The following is an 18,089-nucleotide window of genomic DNA, read 5'->3' on the forward strand; positions in this document are numbered from 1 at the left end:
TCCCGCCGGCGGAGCCATGGCCTTAGGGTTCGTCCCATGGCATTGCAGATCAGCGCCACGAACCCGGAGCACCCCGCGCTCCTGCTCGAACTGCCCTGGGACGTACCCCTGGAGAAGTGGCCCGAGGAGTTCCTCGTGCCGCTCCCCCGGGGCATCTCCCGGCACGTCGTGCGCTACGCCCGCGCCGGCGAGGAGGTGATCGCGGTCAAGGAGCTGGCCGAACGGCCCGCGCTGCGCGAGTACGGGCTGCTGCGCGACCTCGACCGGCTGGGCATCCCGGCCGTCGACCCGCTCGCCGTGGTCACCGGCCGCACCGACGGCGCCGGCGCCCCGCTGGAACCGGTACTGATCACCCGGCACCTGCGCGGCTCGATGCCGTACCGCTCGATGTTCGAGACCACCATGCGCCCGGCGACCATGCACCGGCTGATGGACGCCCTCGCGGTGCTGCTGGTCCGGCTGCACCTGAGCGGGTTCGCCTGGGGCGACTGCTCGCTGTCCAACACCCTCTTCCGGCGGGACGCGGGCGCCTACGCCGCGTACCTGGTGGACGCCGAGACCGGTGACCTGCACCCCCGGCTCAGCCCCGGACAGCGGGACTACGACCTCGACCTGGCCCGGGTGAACATCAGCGGCGAGCTGCTGGACCTGGAGGCGTCCGGCGCGCTGCACCCCTCCGTCGACCCCGTCGAGTTCGGGCACGAGATCTGCACCCGCTACGCCGGCCTGTGGCAGGAGCTGACCCGCACCTCGGTGTATCCGGCGGGCAAGTACCACTACATAGAACGCCGGATACGCCGGCTCAACGACCTCGGCTTCGACGTGGCCGAGATGCAGATCGAGCACTCGTCCAACGGGGACACGGTCACCTTCGTGCCCAAGGTCGTCGACGCCGGCCACCACCAGCGGCAGCTGCTGCGGCTGACCGGCCTCGACGCCGAGGAGAACCAGGCGCGGCGGCTGCTCAACGACCTGGAGAGCTGGATGGCCACCCAGGACGACTACGCGCCCGGTGACCCCCTCGCCGCCCGCCCCGAGGTGCTCGCCCACCGCTGGGTGCGGGACGTGTTCCGGCCCACCGTGCGCGCCGTGCCGTCGGCGCTGCGCGGGTCCATGGACCCGGCCGAGATCTACCACGAGCTGCTGGAGCACCGCTGGTACCTGTCGGAACAAGCGCAGCAGGACATCGGCCTGGACACCGCCGTCGCCGACTACATCGCCAACGTCCTGCCCAGGGCGCGCACCACCCTGGAGCCGACGACACCCGCCTAGGTCACTCGTGCGGCACCACGGCCACCGGGCACTCGGCGTGGTGCAGCACGCCGTGCGCGACCGAGCCGATCCGGGCGCCCACGGCCGTACGGCGGGACCGCCGGCCCACGACCATGAGCTGGGCCCGCCCGGCCACCGACAGCAGCACCTGCCCCGCGCTGCCCATCTCGACGTGCTCGGCGACGGGCACCTCCGGGAACCGCTCCCGCCACGGGGCGAGCGCGTCCTCCAGTGCCTGCTTCTCGTACGGCTCCAGGCCGCCCGCCTCGTCCAGGAGCTTCAGCGAGCCCGGGCTGTAGGCGAAGACCGGCGGCAGCGTCCAGGCGCGGACCGCCCGGACGGTGGCACCGCGCACGGCCGCCGTCTCGAACGCGAACCGCAGCGCGGCCGCGCTGTCCTCCGGGCCGCCGTGCTGGCCGACCACGACGTCCCGCCCGGCGGCCTCCGCCGCCGCCCGGTCGCCGGCCCGTACCAGGACGACGGGCCGGGCCGTCTCGGCGATCACCTGGCGGCCCACCGAGCCCAGCAGGAAGCCCATCACCGGGCCGTGCCCGCGGGAGCCCAGCACCAGCAGCTCGGAGCGGGCCGCCGCGCCGGTCAGCGCCTCCGCGACGCCGCCCTCGAGCACGTCCACGTCCACCTCGAGCTCCGGGTGCCTGCCCAGGACGGCGCGCACGGCCTCCCGCACCCCTTCGGACACCCAGCCGTGCTGGGTGTCCCGGTCGGCCGTGGCGAGTGCCTCGGCGTAGCGCCAGGCGTGCACCACGCGCAGCGGCAGCCCCCGGCGCACGGCCTCCCTGGCCGCCCAGTCCAGCGCGGCCAGGCCCTCCTCCGTACCGTCCACCCCTGCCGTGATCGGGCGTGTCATGCCTCGGGCCTCCTCGTCGTCCGCGTCCGCGGGGCCAGTCTCCCCCACGGGCCGATCGGTCCGTGCCGATCATGCCCTTCTCCCTACCCGCGAAGGGGGAGATCAAGGAGTGACCGGCGGGCCCGGACCGTCCTCGCCGTATACCGGAGCGAAGCCGGGCGATCGAACATACGATGGGCGAGAATCGGTGCGGTGTCCCCGGCGGCGCCGTCCCGTCAATCCGACCGCTCGGGGTGGGAGAGGCATGGCACAGGCCGCCGACGCAGCGCGGACCGTCATCCTGACCGTGGACGACGACCCGGGGGTCTCCCGCGCCGTCGCCCGCGACCTCCGGCGGCGCTACGGCGAGTCGTACCGGATCGTGCGCGCGGAGTCCGGCGAGTCGGCCCTGGAGGCGCTGCGCGAGCTGAAGCTGCGCGGGGACCTGGTGGCGGTGATCCTGGCCGACTACCGGATGCCGCAGATGAACGGCATCGACTTCCTGGAGCAGGCCCTGGACGTGTATCCGGGTGCCCGGCGGGTGCTGCTGACCGCGTACGCGGACACCAGCGCGGCCATCGACGCGATCAACGTCGTCGACCTGGACCACTACCTGCTCAAGCCGTGGGACCCGCCGGAGGAGAAGCTCTACCCGGTGCTGGACGACCTGCTCCAGGCCTGGCGGACGAGCGCCTACAAGCCGGTGCCCAGCACCAAGGTCGTGGGGCACCGCTGGTCGGCCCGGTCCTCGGACGTACGGGAGTTCCTGGCCCGCAACCAGGTGCCGTACCGCTGGTACTCGGTGGAGGAGCCCGAGGGGCGGCGGCTGCTCACCGCGGCCGGGCAGGACGGGCAGCGGCTGCCGCTGGTGATCACCCCCGACGGAACGGTCCTGGTCGAGCCCGAGGCGCCGGAGCTGGCGGCGCGGGTGGGCCTGGCGACGACCCCGACGGCCGACTTCTACGACCTGGTGGTGATCGGCGGCGGCCCGGCCGGGCTGGGCGCCGCCGTGTACGGGGCCTCGGAGGGCCTGCGGACCGTGCTCGTGGAACGGTCCGCGACCGGCGGGCAGGCCGGGCAGAGCTCCCGGATCGAGAACTACCTGGGCTTCCCCGACGGCGTCTCCGGCGCGCAGCTCACCGACCGGGCGCGGCGGCAGGCGGCCAAGTTCGGCGCCGAGATCCTGACCACGCGCGAGGTGACCGGACTGGAGATCAACGGGGCGGCCCGCGTGGTCCGGTTCGCGGACGGCTCGGCGATCGCGGCGCACAGCGTCATCCTGGCGACGGGCGTGCAGTACCGGCAGCTGCAGGCCGAGGGCTGCATGGACCTGACCGGCTGCGGGGTGTTCTACGGCTCCGCGCTGACCGAGGCGTCCTCCTGCCAGGGGCACGACGTGTACATCGTCGGCGGCGCCAACTCGGCGGGGCAGGCGGCGATGTACCTGTCCCGGTTCGCCAAGTCGGTCACGCTGCTCGTGCGCGGGCCGGACCTGTCGGCCTCGATGTCGCACTATCTGATCCAGCAGATCGGCGACGCGCCGAACATCTCGGTGCGTGGCCACACGGTCGTGGACGCCGCGCACGGCTCCGGCCGGCTGGAACAGCTGACGCTGCGCCACATGTCCAGCGGGGAGACCGAACGCGTCGACGCCCAGTGGATGTTCGTGTTCATCGGCGCGGCCCCGCTGACCGACTGGCTCGGCGGGGCGGTGCTGCGCGACGAGCGCGGGTTCATCCTGGCCGGGCCCGACCTGACCGCCGACGGGCGCCCACCGGCCGGCTGGGAGCTGGACCGGGCGCCGTACCACCTGGAGACCAGCGTCCCCGGCGTGTTCGTGGCGGGCGACGCCCGCGCCGAGTCCGCCAAGCGGGTCGCGTCAGCCGTCGGAGAGGGAGCCATGGCCGTGATGCTCGTCCACCGGTATCTGGAGCAGTCGTGAGCGGGCAGCCGGTGCCGTGCAGCCCGCGGGAGATCGGCTCCCTGTTCCTGTTCGAGAAGCTGTCACCGGAGCAGCTCGGCCGGCTGTGCAGCGAGGGCCGGGTGGAGCTGTTCGAGCCGGGCCCGGTGTACACCGAGGGCGACCCCGCCACCTGCTTCTACGTGATGGTCGAGGGCACGGTCGTGCTCTCGCGGCGGGTGGGCGGCGACGACGTGGAGGTGTCCCGTACCTCGCAGCGCGGGGTGTACGCCGGCGCGATGCAGGCGTACCTGGGCGACCGGGTGCGGCAGGTGTACAACAACTCGATGCGGGTGACGGAGCCGACGCGCTTCTTCGTCCTGCCGGCGGACACCTTCGCCGAGGTCATGAGCGAGTGGTTCCCGATGGCCACGCATCTGCTGGAGGGGCTGTTCTTCGGCTCCAAGAGCACCCAGGCGGCCATCGGGCAGCGGGAACGGCTGCTGGCGCTCGGCTCGTTGTCGGCCGGGCTCACGCACGAGCTGAACAACCCCGCCGCGGCCGCCGTCCGGGCCACCTCGACGCTGCGGGAGCGGGTCGCGAAGATGCGGCACAAACTCGCGGTGATCGCCGAGGGCCCGTTCTCACGGGACGCGCTGGCGAGCCTGATCGAGATCCAGGAGCGCACCGCCGAGCGGGTCGCCAAGGCGCCGTCGCTCAGCCCGCTGGAGGCCTCGGACCGCGAGGACGCGCTCACCGACTGGCTGGAGGACCACGGCCTCGACCACGGCTGGCAGCTCGCGCCCACCTTCGTCCAGGCCGGGCTCGACGTGGACTGGCTGGAGCAGGTCGCGGCGGCCGTGGACGCGGAGATCCTGCCCGGGGCGGTCGGCTGGCTCAACTACACGGTCGAGACCGAGCTGCTGATGGACGAGATCGAGGACTCCACCACCCGGATCTCGCACCTCGTGGACGCCGCCAAGCAGTACTCGCAACTGGACCGGGCGCCCTACCGGGTCGTCGGGGTGCACGAACTCCTCGACAGCACCCTGCTGATGCTCTCCGGCAAGATCGGTCCCAGCATCGAGGTCGTCAAGGAGTACGAGCCCGCGCTGCCGGAGATCCCCGGCTACCCGGCGGAGCTGAACCAGGTGTGGACGAACCTCATCGACAACGCGGTGTCCGCCATGAACGACGCCGGCGGGCAGGGCACGCTGACCGTGCGGACCGCGCTGGAGGGCGAGCAGGTATTGGTGGAGTTCCGGGACACCGGGCCCGGGGTGCCGCCGGAGATCCGGAGCCGGATCTTCGACCCGTTCTTCACCACCAAGCCGGTCGGCCAGGGCACCGGGCTCGGCCTGGACATCTCCTGGCGGATCGTGGTGAACAAGCACCACGGCACCCTGCGTGTCGAGTCCGAACCCGGCGACACCCGCTTCCAGGTGCTGCTGCCGCTGACCGCCGGGACACCGGAGGAGCGGTCCGCCCTGACGAACCCCGAGGAGGCAGCATGAGCGGCGAGAACGCCATCGACCCGAGCGTCCCGCCGAGCGGCGCGGGCTGTGTGGAATGCGACGCGGCCGGCGGGTGGTGGTTCCATCTGCGCCGGTGCGCGTCCTGCGGTCACATCGGCTGCTGCGACGACTCCCCCGCCAAGCACGCCACCGCCCACTACGAGGCGACCGGGCATCCCGTGATCCGCAGCTTCGAGCCGGGCGAGAGCTGGTTCTGGAACTTCGAGACGGGCCGGCTGTACACCGACGGCCCCGAACTCGCGCCGCCGGCCTGGCACCCGGAGGACCAGCCGGTGCCGGGCCCCGCGGGCCGGGTGCCGGCCGACTGGGCCGACACGCTGCGCTGAGCCCCTTACGGCCGGGACGAGTCGGCCGGCCCGGGATCAGCGCGCGCAGTCGAGGGCGTGCGGGTCCACGGCTCCGGCCAGGGCCCGCATGCCCGCGTCGTCGAGGTGCAGATGGTCGCCGTTGTCGAAGCCGGCGAGCAGGCGCCGGGGCAGGTGGGGGCTGCGCAGGACGCGGTCGAAGTCGGCGACCGCGTCGAACTCCCCGCCGGCGCGGATGAACCGGTTGACCTCCTGGCGTACCGCCTCGGCCGCCGGGTCCCACTCGGACCAGCCCTCGAAGGGACCGATGGTCGCGCCGACCACGCACAGCCCCGCCGCGTGGGCCCGCCGGACGATCGTCCGGTAACCGGCGATCAGGCCGGCCGCGGTGACCCCGGTGTGGGCCTTGAGGTCGTTGACTCCCTCGAACAGCACGACGGTACGTGCCCCGGGCTGGGTCAGGACGTCCCGCTCCAGCCGGTGCAGGGCGCCGGTCCCGGCGTCGTCGGTGAGCACCTTGTTGCCGGACATGCCCTCGTTGGCCACGCCCTCGACGGCCGTCCGGGCCGAGTGCAGGCGCCGGGCGAGGTAGTCGGGCCAGCGCCGGTCGAGCCCCGGCGTGGACTGCCAGCCGTCGGTGAGGGAGTCGCCGAGCACCACCACGGCTCCGGTGGCGGGGTCCGCGGGGCGTACCGAGACGGCGTCCAGGTACCACCAGGAGCCGGTCGGCCGGGCCCAGTTCGCCCCGCTGGTCTCGGCGGTGTGGTCGCCCTGGCCGACGTACGACGTCTGCAGCGCCATCTCGTGCCCGGTGGCCGGGCCGGCCGCGTCCGGGGTGTGCAGGCTGATGGCGAGATCGGCCCCGGCCGGGACGTTCCCGGGCAGCGGGTCGCTCCACGCGACCGTGCCGGCGGGCAGGGTGACCGTGCGGGATCCGCGGAAGGTGAGCGGACGGTCGCTGCCGGGGACGAGCGCCGCGCCCGTACGCCGCAGGCCGGCACGGACGCTGTCCAGGGTCAGGGGCCGGTCGCCGAAGGCGTTGGAGAGGCGGACGCGCAGTGCGCTGCCGGCCACGCTGGTGTGCACGATCAGCCGGTAGCCGCGGTCGGCGGCGCCCTCGCCGAGGCGGTCGGCGCTCGCCGACCACGTGACGACCTGGCCTGCCTGGCCGGCGGGTGCGGGCGGTGCGGCCGCGGCGGGCACGGGCGCCCACGGACAGGCGAGCGTGAGCAGCACCGCGGCGGCCAGGCGGCGGACGCGGGCGGACCGGCCGGTCACCGGCCGGGCTCCTCGGCCCCGGCGGACCCGCCTGGCTCCGGGCGGAGCGTCCTCGACGTGTCTGCGTGTGCCACGGACGTCATGGTCCCGCCGCTGCCGCCGGTCCGCCACCCCGGCGGACGGGGGCGCCCGGACGTGCGGATGCCCCGCGCGGGGCGGGGCATCCGGTGGTGCGGGGTGCGGACGTCCGTCAGTGACGGGCGGCCGGGGTGTTGGCGGCGGTCACGTTGACCGCGGCCCACGCCTTGTCCACCGTCTTGTACTCGGTGCTGGTCGAGCCGTACAGGTCCTTGGCCGCCTTCAGCGTCGCGGCGCGCGCGCCGTGGAAGTCGGTGGTGGAGACCATGTAGCGGGTCAGCGCACGGTAGAAGATCGCGGTGGCCTTGGTGCGGCCGATGCCCTTCACCGTGGACGCGTTGTGGTACGTCGGCGAGTTGTACTTGACGCCGCCGATCGTCTTCGAGCCGCTGCCCTCCGCGAGGAGGTAGTAGGCGTGCGAGGAGACACCGGAACCGGCGTGCACCTCGGTGTAGTACGTGTCCGCCGACCAGTAGTCGATCGTGCCCTCGAGCTTGTCGAGCGAGGGGTGGTCGAGGCGGCGCAGGAACTTCTGGTCCAGGCCCAGCTTCTCGCCGACCAGGTAGTCCGGCGTGTCCTTCGTGTTGTTGGCGTAGAACTCGACGTTGGAGCCGAAGATGTCGGCGAGCGACTCGTTCAGCGAGCCGGGCTCGCCGTACTGGTTGCCGTCGGCGTCGACGTAGGTCGGCTGCAGGTTGGCGGTCGCCTCCACCACGCCGTGGGTCAGCTCGTGACCGGTGACGTCGAGGACGACGAGCGGCTTCTTGAACATCTGGCCGTCGCCGTCGCCGTAGAGCATGCAGTTGCAGGTCGGATCCCAGAACGCGTTGGCGACCTTGTTGCCCCAGTGGACCATTCCGCGGGCGGCCTTGGAGTTGTTGGCTATGCCCTTGCGGTTGAAGGTCTTCTTGTAGAAGTCCAGCGTCTTGGTGATGCCGTACTGCGCGTCGGCGGCGGCGCTGGCCCGGCTGGAGGTCTTGCCGTTGCCCCACACGTTCGTGGTGTTGGTGAACTTCGTGCCCGCGCCGAAGGACTCGGTGTACTTGCCCTTGGCGTCACGCGTCTCGGTGCCGTACCGGTTCGGGTCCTTGAGCTGGTAGTGACCGCGCGAGGTGGCCGTGGTGGTCAGCCCGACGCTGCCCACGAAGAGGGTCTTGCCGGTGCCCCTGGCGGTCGCCGGGTAGTGCGTGACGCCGGAGACGCCGGAGCCGAGCAGGCCGGACCCCGCGGTGGAGCCGGCGCCGGTGGCCGGGTCGGCCGTCTGGCCGCTCCTGCGCATCGCGGCGAGCAGCTTCGGCGACAGGAACTCGTCGGCGACGGGGGTGTTGCTGCGCACCTTGCCGGTGACGGCGTCGACGACGACGGTGTTGGCGGTCCCGTTGTCGGTCACGGTGACCTGGTAGGCGAGGGCGGCGGAGCCGGCACGGGCGTCCACCACCAGCTCGACGTCGCCGGCCTCGCCCTTGGCGGCGCGGGCGGCCTTGGCAGCGGCCTGGGCGGCCGTCAGCTCGGGCTTGGCGGCCGCGGGCTTGACCGCGTGCGTGGCCGCGCTGGTGACCCCCGTGTAGGCCAGCCGCCGGTCGAGGTGGACGACGAGGTCGCCACCGAGGACCGGCATCCCGTCGTGGGTGCGGACGAAACGCACGTGGCGCGCGCCCTCGGGGTCGACGAGCACGTCCTGGGCGTGGAGCTCGTCGCCCTGCGCGACCCCCGTCGCCGCGGTGTGGGCGAAGGCCGCGGCCTGCGCCGCCTTCACCACCGCCGAGGCGGCCGTGGCGGTGGACGCGGCGGAGCGCTCCCCACCGGTGGAGGGACCCGCGAAGGCCGTACCGGCCAGACCCGTGGCAGCGGTCGCCACCGCGACGGCGATCGCCGCGGTGCGTATGTGCGGTCTACGCAATCTGATCAGGGTTCCTTCGTTCGAGGCGGGAGGTTTCCCAACCGCCCTCAGACGTGGCGGAGTTGAGCGCCACGGGGGCTGGTCGGGCCCCGGAGGTAACCCTTATGGATCAGTCATGCACACGTAAAGGCGGAATGATCCATTTCGCGGACTTCTATGACAATCCTTTGCAAATGACTGCCACAGGGTGATCACGACATGACCAACTGTGTGTCGACTGTGGAGACGTTGCCGCAATCCCCTAGGTTCCAGGCCGGAATGTGACCGATGTCGCATCGCGAACCGCGAGGACGGGAGTGGAGCCGGATGGTCTCAGCAAGGGTGGGCAGGGGTGCGGTCCTCGGAGCGGCCGCCCTGTCGCTGCTCGCGGTCCCGGCGCGGGCCGCGACCCCGGAGGCGGGCGCCCCGACGGCGGCGGCGCTGCCCGCTGTCGACGTCGGGGGCCTGGACGCGGTGCTGCACGCCGCGGTGGACCAGGGCGCCCCGGGCGCGCTGGCGCGCGTCGACGACGGCGACGCCTCGTACCTGGTGACGCGGGGCGTCGCCGACCGGAGCACCCGTCAGGGCATCAGCACCGCGGACCGGTTCCGCATCGGCAGCGTCACCAAGTCCTTCTCCGCCGTCGTCCTGCTGCAACTGGCCGACGAGCGCAAGCTGGACCTGGACGCGCCCGTCAACCGGTACCTGCCGAAGCTGCTGCCGGACGACCGCATCACGGTCCGGCACGTGCTCGGCCACCGCAGCGGACTGTACGACTACAGCAACGACATGTTCGCCCAGAGCGTGTCCGGCTTCGAGGCGGTCCGCGACAAGGTCTTCGGCTACCGCGACCTGGTCGCCCTGTCGCTGAGGAAGCCCCGCACCAACGCGCCCGGCGCCGCCTACTCGTACTCGAACACCAACTACGTGGTCGCCGGCCTCCTCATCGAAAAACTCACCGGCGGGTCGGTGCGGGACGCCTACGAGAAGCGGCTGATCACGCCGCTCGGGCTGCGCGACACCTTCTACGTGCACCCGGACACGAAGATCCCGGGCCGGCACGCCCACGGCTACCTCACCCCGGACGCGGCCGGCGCGAAACTGGTCGACGCGACCGACCAGACGGTGTCCTGGGCGCAGAGCGCGGGCGCGCTCATCTCCAGCGCCAGGGACCTGAACACCTTCTACTCCGCGCTGCTGCGCGGCAGGCTGCTCTCCGCCGCCCGGCTCGCGGAGATGGAGCGCTTCGACCGGGTCGACGCCACCACGTCGTACGGGCTCGGGCTGCGCCGGCGCGACCTGTCCTGCGGTGTCTCGGTGTACGGGCACACGGGCGCCGTCCAGGGCTTCTACACGTACGCGTTCGCCTCGAAGGACGGCAAGCGTGCGCTCACGGCCGCCGTCAACACCTCCAACAACGCCAAGGTGCTCGGCACGCTCGCGGGCACGCTGGAGTCGGCGTTCTGCGGCAGGAGCGCGGGGAAGGACACGGGCAAGGCGCTGCGCGTCCCGTCCGCCGCGGAGCCGGATCTGACGCTGTAACGGGCGCCGGAGCGGTGAGGGGAACCGGTGACCGGACGGGCTCGGGCCGCGATCTTGGCGGAACGAGTGCGTCCGGGACACCATGCCCCGCATGAAGGGTTCCCTCTTTTCCAGTGAGCACGTGGTCCGGCCGGCCGTCGAGGCCGGCATGACCGTCGAGAACGCCAAGTGCATCAAGTACGCGGTGAACGGCGAGATGCACGCCCGCCAGGGCGCGATGATCGCCCACCGCGGCAGCCTCCAGTTCGAGCGCAAGGGCCAGGGCGTCGGCGGGATGCTCAAGCGCGCGGTCACCGGCGAGGGACTGCCCCTGATGGCGGTGCGCGGCCAGGGTGAGGTCTGGTTCGCGCACGAGGCGCAGAACTGTTTCATCGTCGAGGTCGAGCCGGGCGACCTGTTCACGGTCAACGGCCGCAACGTGCTGTGCTTCGACGCCTCGCTGTCGTACGAGATCAAGACCGTGAAGGGCTCGGGCATCGCCGGCGGCGGCCTCTTCAACAGCGTGTTCAGCGGACGGGGCCGGCTGGGCCTGGTCTGCGAGGGCAACCCGCTGGTGATACCCGTCTCGGCGCAGCACCCGGTGTACGTCGACACCGACGCGGTGGTCGGCTGGACCGCGAACCTGCGGACCTCGCTGCACCGCTCGCAGTCCCTGGGCTCGATGCTGCGCGGCGGTTCGGGCGAGGCGGTGCAACTGATGCTCCAGGGCGAGGGGTTCGTCGTGGTGCGGCCGAGCGAGGCGACGCCGCAGAAGGCGCAGCAGCACTGACGCCCCGTGAAGTGATCTGCGCCGCACGGGCAACCCCGCCTCGCGCACCGGCGTCTTGACCCACGACAGACCGTGCCCCGGCCTGCGGGCCGGGGCACCTTTCCGGTGTGCTATACACACCGTGTATACACTTCGTGTATAGAAGGGCATACATGTACGGCAAGGCTTTCGCCCCGGAGTACCAGGGCGCCCTGACCACACTGTCCGTGAACTCCTCGCTGGTCGACGTGCTGGCCGAGGGCACCGAGCGGCTGCGCGAGGCCGAGCGGTCCGGCCGGGCCGGAGAGGCGGCCCGCTGCGGGCTCGCCGTCGCCGAGGCGCACCGGCGGCTCGGCCGGGTGCGGGACGCCGACCAGGCCTGGAAGGCGAGCTACCGCGCCGCCCGGGAGGCGGGCGACACGGCCGCGATGGCGTGGGCCCTGTGGAGCGGCGGCACCCTCGCCCGGCAGCGCGGGGCGTTCCCGCTGGCGTGGCGGCTGCTGGGACTCGCGGCCGAACTCGGCGAGCGGGGCGGCGACGTCGTGGTCCGCGGCTACTCGCTGGCGGGCCTCGCGGAGACCGGGCGCATCCAGGGCGACTACGAGGCGGTCGGCCGGCTGCACGAGCAGCTGCTCGCCGAGGCCCGCAGGCGCGGGGAGGCCCGGCACACCGTGTGGGCGCTGGAGGGCATCGCGCAGATGCACCGCAACACCGGCGACCACGACCGGGCGTACACACTGTTCGAGGAGGCGGCGGAGATAGCCGAGCGGGCCGAGGACCGGCGCGGCCACGCCTGGGCGCTGCGCGGCCTGGCCGACATCGTCTCGGTCCGCGACGGCGACACCGAGCGGGCACTGGGGCTGCTGTCGCGGGCGGAGACCACCTGCCGGGCGATGAACCTCTCCAGCGCGCTCGCCTACAACCACAAGATGCGCGGCAACGTCTTCTACCGCGCCGGCCGTTACCCCGAGGCCCGGGAGCTGTACGAGCTGGCCCTGGAGGAGTTCCGGGCGATGAGCGAGCCGCGCGGTGAGGCGCTGTCCCGGCTCGGCCTCGCCAAGTCGCTGGCCCACCTGGGCCGCGACCGCGCCGAGACGGCGGCCGAACTGGCCGATCTGGCCCGGGTGCTGGAGCGCGCGGGGCTGCGGCACGCGCGGGAGATGGTGGCCCGGGCGCAGCGGGAGTTCGGCCTGGACGCGGAGGCCGTACGGTGAGCGCGCTCCCCCCGGCGGTGCAGGCACCGCCCTCGGCCGTGGGCACCCTCGACCGCTGCCGGGCGCTGGTGCGTCCGGCCCTGGCGGAGGCGGTGGGGCGGCTGCATCCCTGGGTGGCCGAGATGGCCGCCTACTCCTTCGGCTGGTGCGAGGTGGGCGGTGCGCCCGCCGCCGCGCCGGGCGGCAAGGGGGTGCGCCAGGCGCTGGCGGTGCTCGGCGCCGAGGCGGCGGGGACCGACGGGCGGGCCGGGGTCCCCGCGGCGGTCGCGGTGGAGCTGGTGCACGCCTTCTCCCTGCTGCACGACGACATCATGGACGGCGACGCGACCCGGCGCCGCCGTCCCGCGGTGTGGAAGGCGTACGGCACGGGTCCGGCGGTGCTCGCCGGGGACGCCCTGTTCGCACTGGCCGTGGAGACGCTGGCCGCGGCGCCCGGCGGTCCCGGCGGTGTCCGGCTGCTCTCCGCCGCCCTGGCCGACCTGGTGCGCGGGCAGGCCGACGACCTGCTGTTCGCCACCCGCCCGTGCGCCGGTCCCGGACGTGTGACACCCGGGGAGTACCGGGCGATGGCGGAGCACAAGACAGGCGCGCTGCTCGGTTGCGCCGCCGCGCTGGGCGCCGCGCTCGGCGGCGCCGGGGAGCCGGCCGTCACCGCGCTGGACCGGGCCGGACGGCATCTGGGCGTCGCCTTCCAGCTGGTGGACGACGTGCTGGGCGTCTGGGGCGACCCGGCGGTCACCGGCAAGCCGGTGGGCGGCGATCTGCGGGAGGGCAAGAAGACCTTCCCGGTGCTGTTCGCCCTCGGCTCCCCCGCCGCCCGCCACCTGCCCGCCCTGCTCGGCCCCGCGGGGCGGCCCGAGGAGGCGGCCGCGCTGATCGAGGAGGCGGGCGGCCGGGTGGCGGCGCTGGCGGAGGCCCGCGCGCACACGGCCGTCGCCCGGGAGCTGGTCTCCGGGCTGCCGGGGGCGCCGGACGCCGCGGGAGAGCTGCTCGGCCTGCTGGACCATCTGACGGACCGCGACCACTGAGAGTTGACCTCGCGCGTGTCCGCGGGTCAGGGTTCCGACGGCGCGGTTCCCCGTTCCGCGCCGGGAAGGTGAACTACCTTGACCAGCCTGATCGGCCTCCCGGACATCGAAGCAGCCGCGGCGCGGATCGCCGGCCACGTCGTACGGACGCCGACCGTGCCGAGCCCCGGACTCACGGACCTGCTCGGCGCCCCGGTCACCGCGAAGCTCGAACTGCTGCAGCGCACCGGTTCGTTCAAGGCGCGCGGCGCGACGGCCAAGCTGCTGTCGCTGAGCGAGGCCGAGCGCGCGGCCGGCGTGGTGGCGGTGAGCGGCGGCAACCACGGGATCGCGGTCGCGGAGATGGCGGCGGCCCTGGACGTGAAGGCGACCGTGGTCATGCCGCGTACCGCGCCCGCGCGGTCCATCGGGCTGGCCGAGGCGGCCGGGGCGTCGGTGCGGCTGACCGACGGCATGGACAGCGCCTTCGGGCTGGTGATGGACCTGCGGGACGAGGGGCTGACCCTGGTCCACCCGTTCGACGATCCGGTGGTGATCGCCGGGCAGGGAACGGTGGGTCTGGAGCTGGCCGAGGACGCCGCCGGCGCCGAGGGGCCGACGGACGTCCTGGTCAGCGTGGGCGGCGGCGGTCTGATCGCCGGTGTGGCGGCCGCGCTGCGCGCCCGCTGCCCGGGGGTGCGGGTGTGGGGCGTGGAGACGGAGGGCGCCGAAGCCATGTCGGGCGCGCTCAGGGCGGGCGGTCCCCGCCGGATGCCGGTGTCCTCGCTCGTCACCACGCTGAGCGCGCCCTCGGTGTCGCGACTGACGTACGACCATGTGTCGGCGCTGGTCGAGGAGGTCCTGGTGGTCCCGGACCGGGAGGCGGTGCGCGGCTGCCTGGACCTCGCCGAGCGGGCCAAGCTCTGGACCGAACCGGCCGCCGGCTGTCTGCTTCCGGCGGCGCGGCGGGTGCTGGACCGCGTCGGCGGCGGAGCAAGGCTCGGGCTCGTGGTGTGCGGGGGCAACGCGGCACCCGGGGAGCTCTTCGGCTGGGCGGACCGATTCGGGCTGCTCTGAACCCGTCGCCGCGGCCGGGGAACGAGCCGAACAGCCGGGCGTATACCTTCGGTAACCCGCGGGTCGATGCCCGGCCGCACGCCGTCTTCGTAAACCCGCCGGCCCGTCGACGCGTTGAATAAAAGGCAGGAACGGGGATTCAGTCGCGGATCCTTTGAACGCACCCCGGCGCACCCCGCGTACCTCTGGGAAAGTCGAGTCAGGGGTCTCAGCGAGGGATGACCATGGTCAAGGCGCACGTCTCCGCACACGAGCTGGTCGCCGGCCGGTACCGGCTGCTCGAGGTCCTCGCCCGCGAGGCGAACCGGCTGTGGTGGCACGCCGAGGACGTCGCGTCCGGCCAGCCCCGGCTGATGGCGCGGACCGAGCTGCCGGAGACCGCTGACGCCGACACCGTGCGGCGCGCCACCGCCAGGGTGGTGCGGACCTCCGAGATCATGCGGCTGCTGTGCCCCGGCCGGGTCGCCACCGTCGTCGACGCCGTCGTGGAGGCGGGCACCCTGTGGACGGTCACGGACCGGATCGAGGGCACGCCGCTCGGCGAACTCCTGGACCGGGAGGGGCCGTTCCACCCGGTCCGGGCGGCACGGCTGGGCCTGGAGATCCTCGACGTGCTCCAGGCGGCGCACGACGAGGGCATCACCCACGGTGAGCTGAGCCCCGGCCAGGTCTTCGTCCGGGAGGGCGGACCGGTCCTGGTGGCCGGGTTCGGGCTGGCGGGCACCACGCTGGCGCCGCGGCTGACGGCGCCGTCGTACGCCTCGCCGGAGCAGGCCCGTGACGAGCGCGTCGGACCGGCCGCCGACATGTGGGCACTGGGGGCGATCCTCTACACGATGGTCGAGGGGCGCCCGCCCTTCCGCGACCGGGGCCGGCCCGACGCCACCCTGCGGGCGGTGGACCGGCTGCCGCTGCGCACCCCGCTGCGCACGGGCCCGCTCACCCAGGCCGTGCAGGGCCTGCTGCGCAAGAACTGCCGTGAGCGGCTGAACCGGGGCGTCGTCCGGGACGCCCTGGTCCGGGCCCTCGACGCGGACTCCGACGCGGACCGGTGCCCCGCGCCCGCCCCGCGGCTGCGCGACGCGTACGCGGCCGTGCGGCACGCCGCCCCGGCTCCGGGCAGGCGGCTGATGATGGCCGGGACCGCGCTGGCCGTCGTCACGGTCGCGGCCGCCGTGCTGGCCGTGACCCACCGCCTGCCCGGCACCTCCACCGCGGCCGCCCCCTCCCGGACCACCGCCACGGCCGCACCGCCGCCCGGCCCCGCCGGCGACGGCGGCCCGGTCCCCACCGCGACCCGCGGCCCCGGCGGCTCCCCCGCCCTGCCCGCCGGCTACCGGCGCTACACCGCTCCGGAGGGGTTCTCCGTGGCGCTGCCGGCGGGCTGGAAGCGGCAGGCCACCACGCGCGCGGCCGACGACGCCTACCGCGTCACCTTCGGCACCGGCGCCGCCTCACCCACGCTCGCCGTCACCTACAGCGAGCGCGTCGGGCCGGACCCGGTCGCCGTGTGGCGCGACGAGGTCGAGCCGGCCCTGGCACGCCTCCCCGGCTACCACCGGATCGGCACCCTGCGGGCCCTCACCTACCGGACGCACCGGGCCGCCGACCTGGAATGGGTGGCGGGCTCCGGCGCCGCCCGGACGCACACCCTCGGGCGGGGCTTCGTGCTGGGCGGCGGGCGCGGCTTCTCGCTGCGGTACACCACGCCGGCCGCGGACTGGGGCGACGCCGACGGCACGATCGCCCTGAAGACCTTCCTGCAAACCTTCCGCGAGCCCGAGGACTGACCGGCGCACCCGGCCGTTTTCGCTCCGGCAGCCCGGGGACTCGCGTCCCATGGTGCAAATCGGATACACGATGATGACCGAGCAGGCCGGCCCCCGGGACCTGGTGGACCACGTGGTGCGGGCCGAGGAGGCGGGCTTCGACTTCTCGGTGACCTCGGACCACTACTTCCCGTGGCTGCGTTCCCAGGGCCACGCGCCGTACGCGTGGAGCGTGCTCGGCGCCGCGGCGCAGGCCACGTCCCGGATCCCGCTGATGACCTATGTGACCTGCCCGCTGGTCCGCTACCACCCCGCGGTGGTGGCGCAGAAGGCGGCGACGATGCAGTTGCTGACCGAGGGCAGGTTCCGGCTCGGGCTCGGCGCGGGCGAGAACCTGAACGAGCACGTGGTGGGCGGCGGCTGGCCCCCGGTGGACGTGCGCCACGAGATGCTGGAAGAGGCGCTGGAGATCATCCGCGCCCTGTTCGAGGGCGGCCATGTCACCCATCACGGCACGCACTACGACGTGGAGTCGGCCCGGCTGTGGGACCTGCCGGAGCAGGCGCCGCCGATCGGCCTCGCCGTCTCCGGCGAGCAGTCCTGCGCGCTCGCCGGGCATCTCGCCGACCTGGTCATCGCCACCGAGCCGAAGAAGGACCTGCTGGAGGCCTTCGACCGGCACGGCGGCGCCGGAAAGCCCCGGGTCGGCCAGTTGCCGGTGTGCTTCGACCCCGACCGGGACGCCGCGATCGAGCGGGCGCACGAGCAGTTCCGCTGGTTCGGCCTGGGGTGGAAGGTGAACGCCGAACTGCCGCACCCGGACTCCTTCGAGGCCGCGACCCGGTTCGTGACGGCCGACGACGTCGCCTCCGCCATCCCCTGCGGCGACGACCCGGACGCCTTCGTCGAGGCCGTGCGGCCCTATGCCGAGGCCGGGTTCGGGGAGGTCGCCCTGGTGCAGATCGGCGGCGACTCGCAGCCGGAGTTCATCGACTGGTCGGCGAAGACCCTGCTGCCCGCCCTGCGCGAGGAGTTCGCCTGACGCGGGCGGGGCGCGGGAAGGGCGGAAACGGACACGGTTCGGATTGCGCCGGAAGGATGAGCATTTCAGGCCCGTACGGGGTACTAGAGGTCCCTAGGCCGATTGCTTCCGGAGGACCTTGGTGAACCGCTTCGTGCACAAGACCCTGGTGGTGCAGCTCCAGGCGGAGGGCACCGCCCGGTGTCCGGTGCTCGCCCATCTGAGCTACGACGCCGAGGACCCGTTCGCCGTCACCGCCGCGTTCGGCCACGACGGCCGGGTGCTGGCCCGGTGGCGGCTGGACCGGGAGATGCTCTCCGACGGGCTGACCGGTGCGGTCGGGGTGGGCGACGTCCGGCTGCGGCCGGTATCCGCCGGGCGGTGGCGGGAGCTGCGCATGGAGTTCCTCGGCGACTACCGGGCCGACGGCGGCCGTCACCACGCGGTGGTGTACGCCTGGGCGCCCGCGATCGCCGCGTTCCTGCACGAGACCCGCGAAGTGGTGCCGCCCGGGCAGGAGGAGGTCCAGGTGGACGAGCTGCTGGCGGAGATCCTCTCCACGGGCTGAGCGGCGGGCCGGGGGTGCGCTGAGTAGCCGTACTCATGTCCGCGCCGGT

General features: G+C 73.6%; 15 protein-coding genes. 12 read left to right on the top strand and 3 right to left on the bottom strand.

The window, feature by feature from the left end; translation table 11 throughout:
• Positions 1 to 36 precede the first annotated feature (36 nt).
• Positions 37 to 1,272, top strand: a complete 1,236-nt coding sequence (locus ACWCPN_RS22235; protein ID WP_451208764.1) for a DUF4032 domain-containing protein — start codon at positions 37 to 39, stop codon at positions 1,270 to 1,272.
• Between the two features lies 1 nt (position 1,273).
• On the opposite strand, the gene ACWCPN_RS22240 is transcribed toward ACWCPN_RS22235, so the two are convergent.
• Positions 1,274 to 2,140: a universal stress protein gene (locus ACWCPN_RS22240; RefSeq protein WP_451208767.1), complete on the bottom strand. Its 867-nt coding sequence runs from the start codon at positions 2,138 to 2,140 to the stop codon at positions 1,274 to 1,276.
• 244 nt (positions 2,141 to 2,384) lie between these two features.
• On the opposite strand from ACWCPN_RS22240, the gene ACWCPN_RS22245 reads away from it, so the two are divergent.
• Genes ACWCPN_RS22245 through ACWCPN_RS22255 form a run of 3 tightly spaced genes read left to right on the top strand, consistent with a single transcriptional unit; the run spans position 2,385 to position 5,880 of the window.
• Positions 2,385 to 4,061: an FAD-dependent oxidoreductase gene (locus ACWCPN_RS22245; RefSeq protein ID WP_451208770.1), complete on the top strand. Its 1,677-nt coding sequence runs from the start codon at positions 2,385 to 2,387 to the stop codon at positions 4,059 to 4,061.
• Positions 4,058 to 5,533: an ATP-binding protein gene (locus tag ACWCPN_RS22250; RefSeq protein ID WP_451208773.1), complete on the top strand. Its 1,476-nt coding sequence runs from the start codon at positions 4,058 to 4,060 to the stop codon at positions 5,531 to 5,533. Before ACWCPN_RS22245 ends, ACWCPN_RS22250 begins: the two co-directional genes overlap by 4 nt.
• The gene (locus tag ACWCPN_RS22255) at positions 5,530 to 5,880 is read left to right on the top strand and encodes a UBP-type zinc finger domain-containing protein (protein WP_451208776.1); all 351 of its coding nucleotides are present in this window, start codon (positions 5,530 to 5,532) and stop codon (positions 5,878 to 5,880) included. The genes ACWCPN_RS22250 and ACWCPN_RS22255 overlap by 4 nt, the downstream gene beginning before the upstream one ends.
• A 36-nt stretch (positions 5,881 to 5,916) precedes the next feature.
• Here the strand turns inward: ACWCPN_RS22255 and ACWCPN_RS22260 are convergent, their stop codons facing one another.
• Together ACWCPN_RS22260 and ACWCPN_RS22265 are read right to left on the bottom strand one after the other, a co-directional pair.
• Positions 5,917 to 7,137 carry an SGNH/GDSL hydrolase family protein gene (locus ACWCPN_RS22260; protein ID WP_451208779.1) on the bottom strand — a complete coding sequence of 407 codons (1,221 nt, stop codon included), beginning with the start codon at positions 7,135 to 7,137 and terminating at the stop codon, positions 5,917 to 5,919.
• 190 nt (positions 7,138 to 7,327) lie between these two features.
• Positions 7,328 to 9,115 (bottom strand): M4 family metallopeptidase, encoded by a 1,788-nt coding sequence (locus ACWCPN_RS22265; RefSeq protein WP_451208781.1) that lies wholly within the window; start codon positions 9,113 to 9,115, stop codon positions 7,328 to 7,330.
• A gap of 306 nt (positions 9,116 to 9,421) precedes the next feature.
• On the opposite strand from ACWCPN_RS22265, the gene ACWCPN_RS22270 reads away from it, so the two are divergent.
• The 8 genes from ACWCPN_RS22270 to ACWCPN_RS22305 all read left to right on the top strand — a co-directional run bounded on the left by ACWCPN_RS22270 (position 9,422) and on the right by ACWCPN_RS22305 (position 18,040).
• Positions 9,422 to 10,636, top strand: a complete 1,215-nt coding sequence (locus ACWCPN_RS22270) for a serine hydrolase domain-containing protein (protein WP_451208784.1) — start codon at positions 9,422 to 9,424, stop codon at positions 10,634 to 10,636.
• 91 nt (positions 10,637 to 10,727) lie between these two features.
• The gene (locus ACWCPN_RS22275) at positions 10,728 to 11,405 is read left to right on the top strand and encodes an AIM24 family protein (protein WP_451208786.1); all 678 of its coding nucleotides are present in this window, start codon (positions 10,728 to 10,730) and stop codon (positions 11,403 to 11,405) included.
• A gap of 152 nt (positions 11,406 to 11,557) precedes the next feature.
• Positions 11,558 to 12,598: a tetratricopeptide repeat protein gene (locus ACWCPN_RS22280; RefSeq protein ID WP_451208788.1), complete on the top strand. Its 1,041-nt coding sequence runs from the start codon at positions 11,558 to 11,560 to the stop codon at positions 12,596 to 12,598.
• Positions 12,595 to 13,626, top strand: coding sequence for a polyprenyl synthetase family protein (locus ACWCPN_RS22285; RefSeq protein WP_451208791.1), 1,032 nt, complete (start codon positions 12,595 to 12,597; stop codon positions 13,624 to 13,626). The genes ACWCPN_RS22280 and ACWCPN_RS22285 overlap by 4 nt, the downstream gene beginning before the upstream one ends.
• An 87-nt stretch (positions 13,627 to 13,713) precedes the next feature.
• Complete coding sequence (locus tag ACWCPN_RS22290; protein ID WP_451209341.1) at positions 13,714 to 14,682, top strand: threonine/serine dehydratase; 969 nt, start codon at positions 13,714 to 13,716, stop codon at positions 14,680 to 14,682.
• Positions 14,683 to 14,900: 218 nt separating this feature from the next.
• Positions 14,901 to 16,472, top strand: coding sequence for a serine/threonine-protein kinase (locus ACWCPN_RS22295; protein ID WP_451208794.1), 1,572 nt, complete (start codon positions 14,901 to 14,903; stop codon positions 16,470 to 16,472).
• Between the two features lie 49 nt (positions 16,473 to 16,521).
• Positions 16,522 to 17,493, top strand: coding sequence for an LLM class F420-dependent oxidoreductase (locus ACWCPN_RS22300; protein ID WP_451208797.1), 972 nt, complete (start codon positions 16,522 to 16,524; stop codon positions 17,491 to 17,493).
• Positions 17,494 to 17,614: 121 nt separating this feature from the next.
• The gene (locus ACWCPN_RS22305) at positions 17,615 to 18,040 is read left to right on the top strand and encodes an SsgA family sporulation/cell division regulator (protein WP_199209389.1); all 426 of its coding nucleotides are present in this window, start codon (positions 17,615 to 17,617) and stop codon (positions 18,038 to 18,040) included.
• Positions 18,041 to 18,089 lie beyond the last annotated feature (49 nt).

Source organism: Streptomyces sp. NPDC002386, assembly GCF_053593175.1.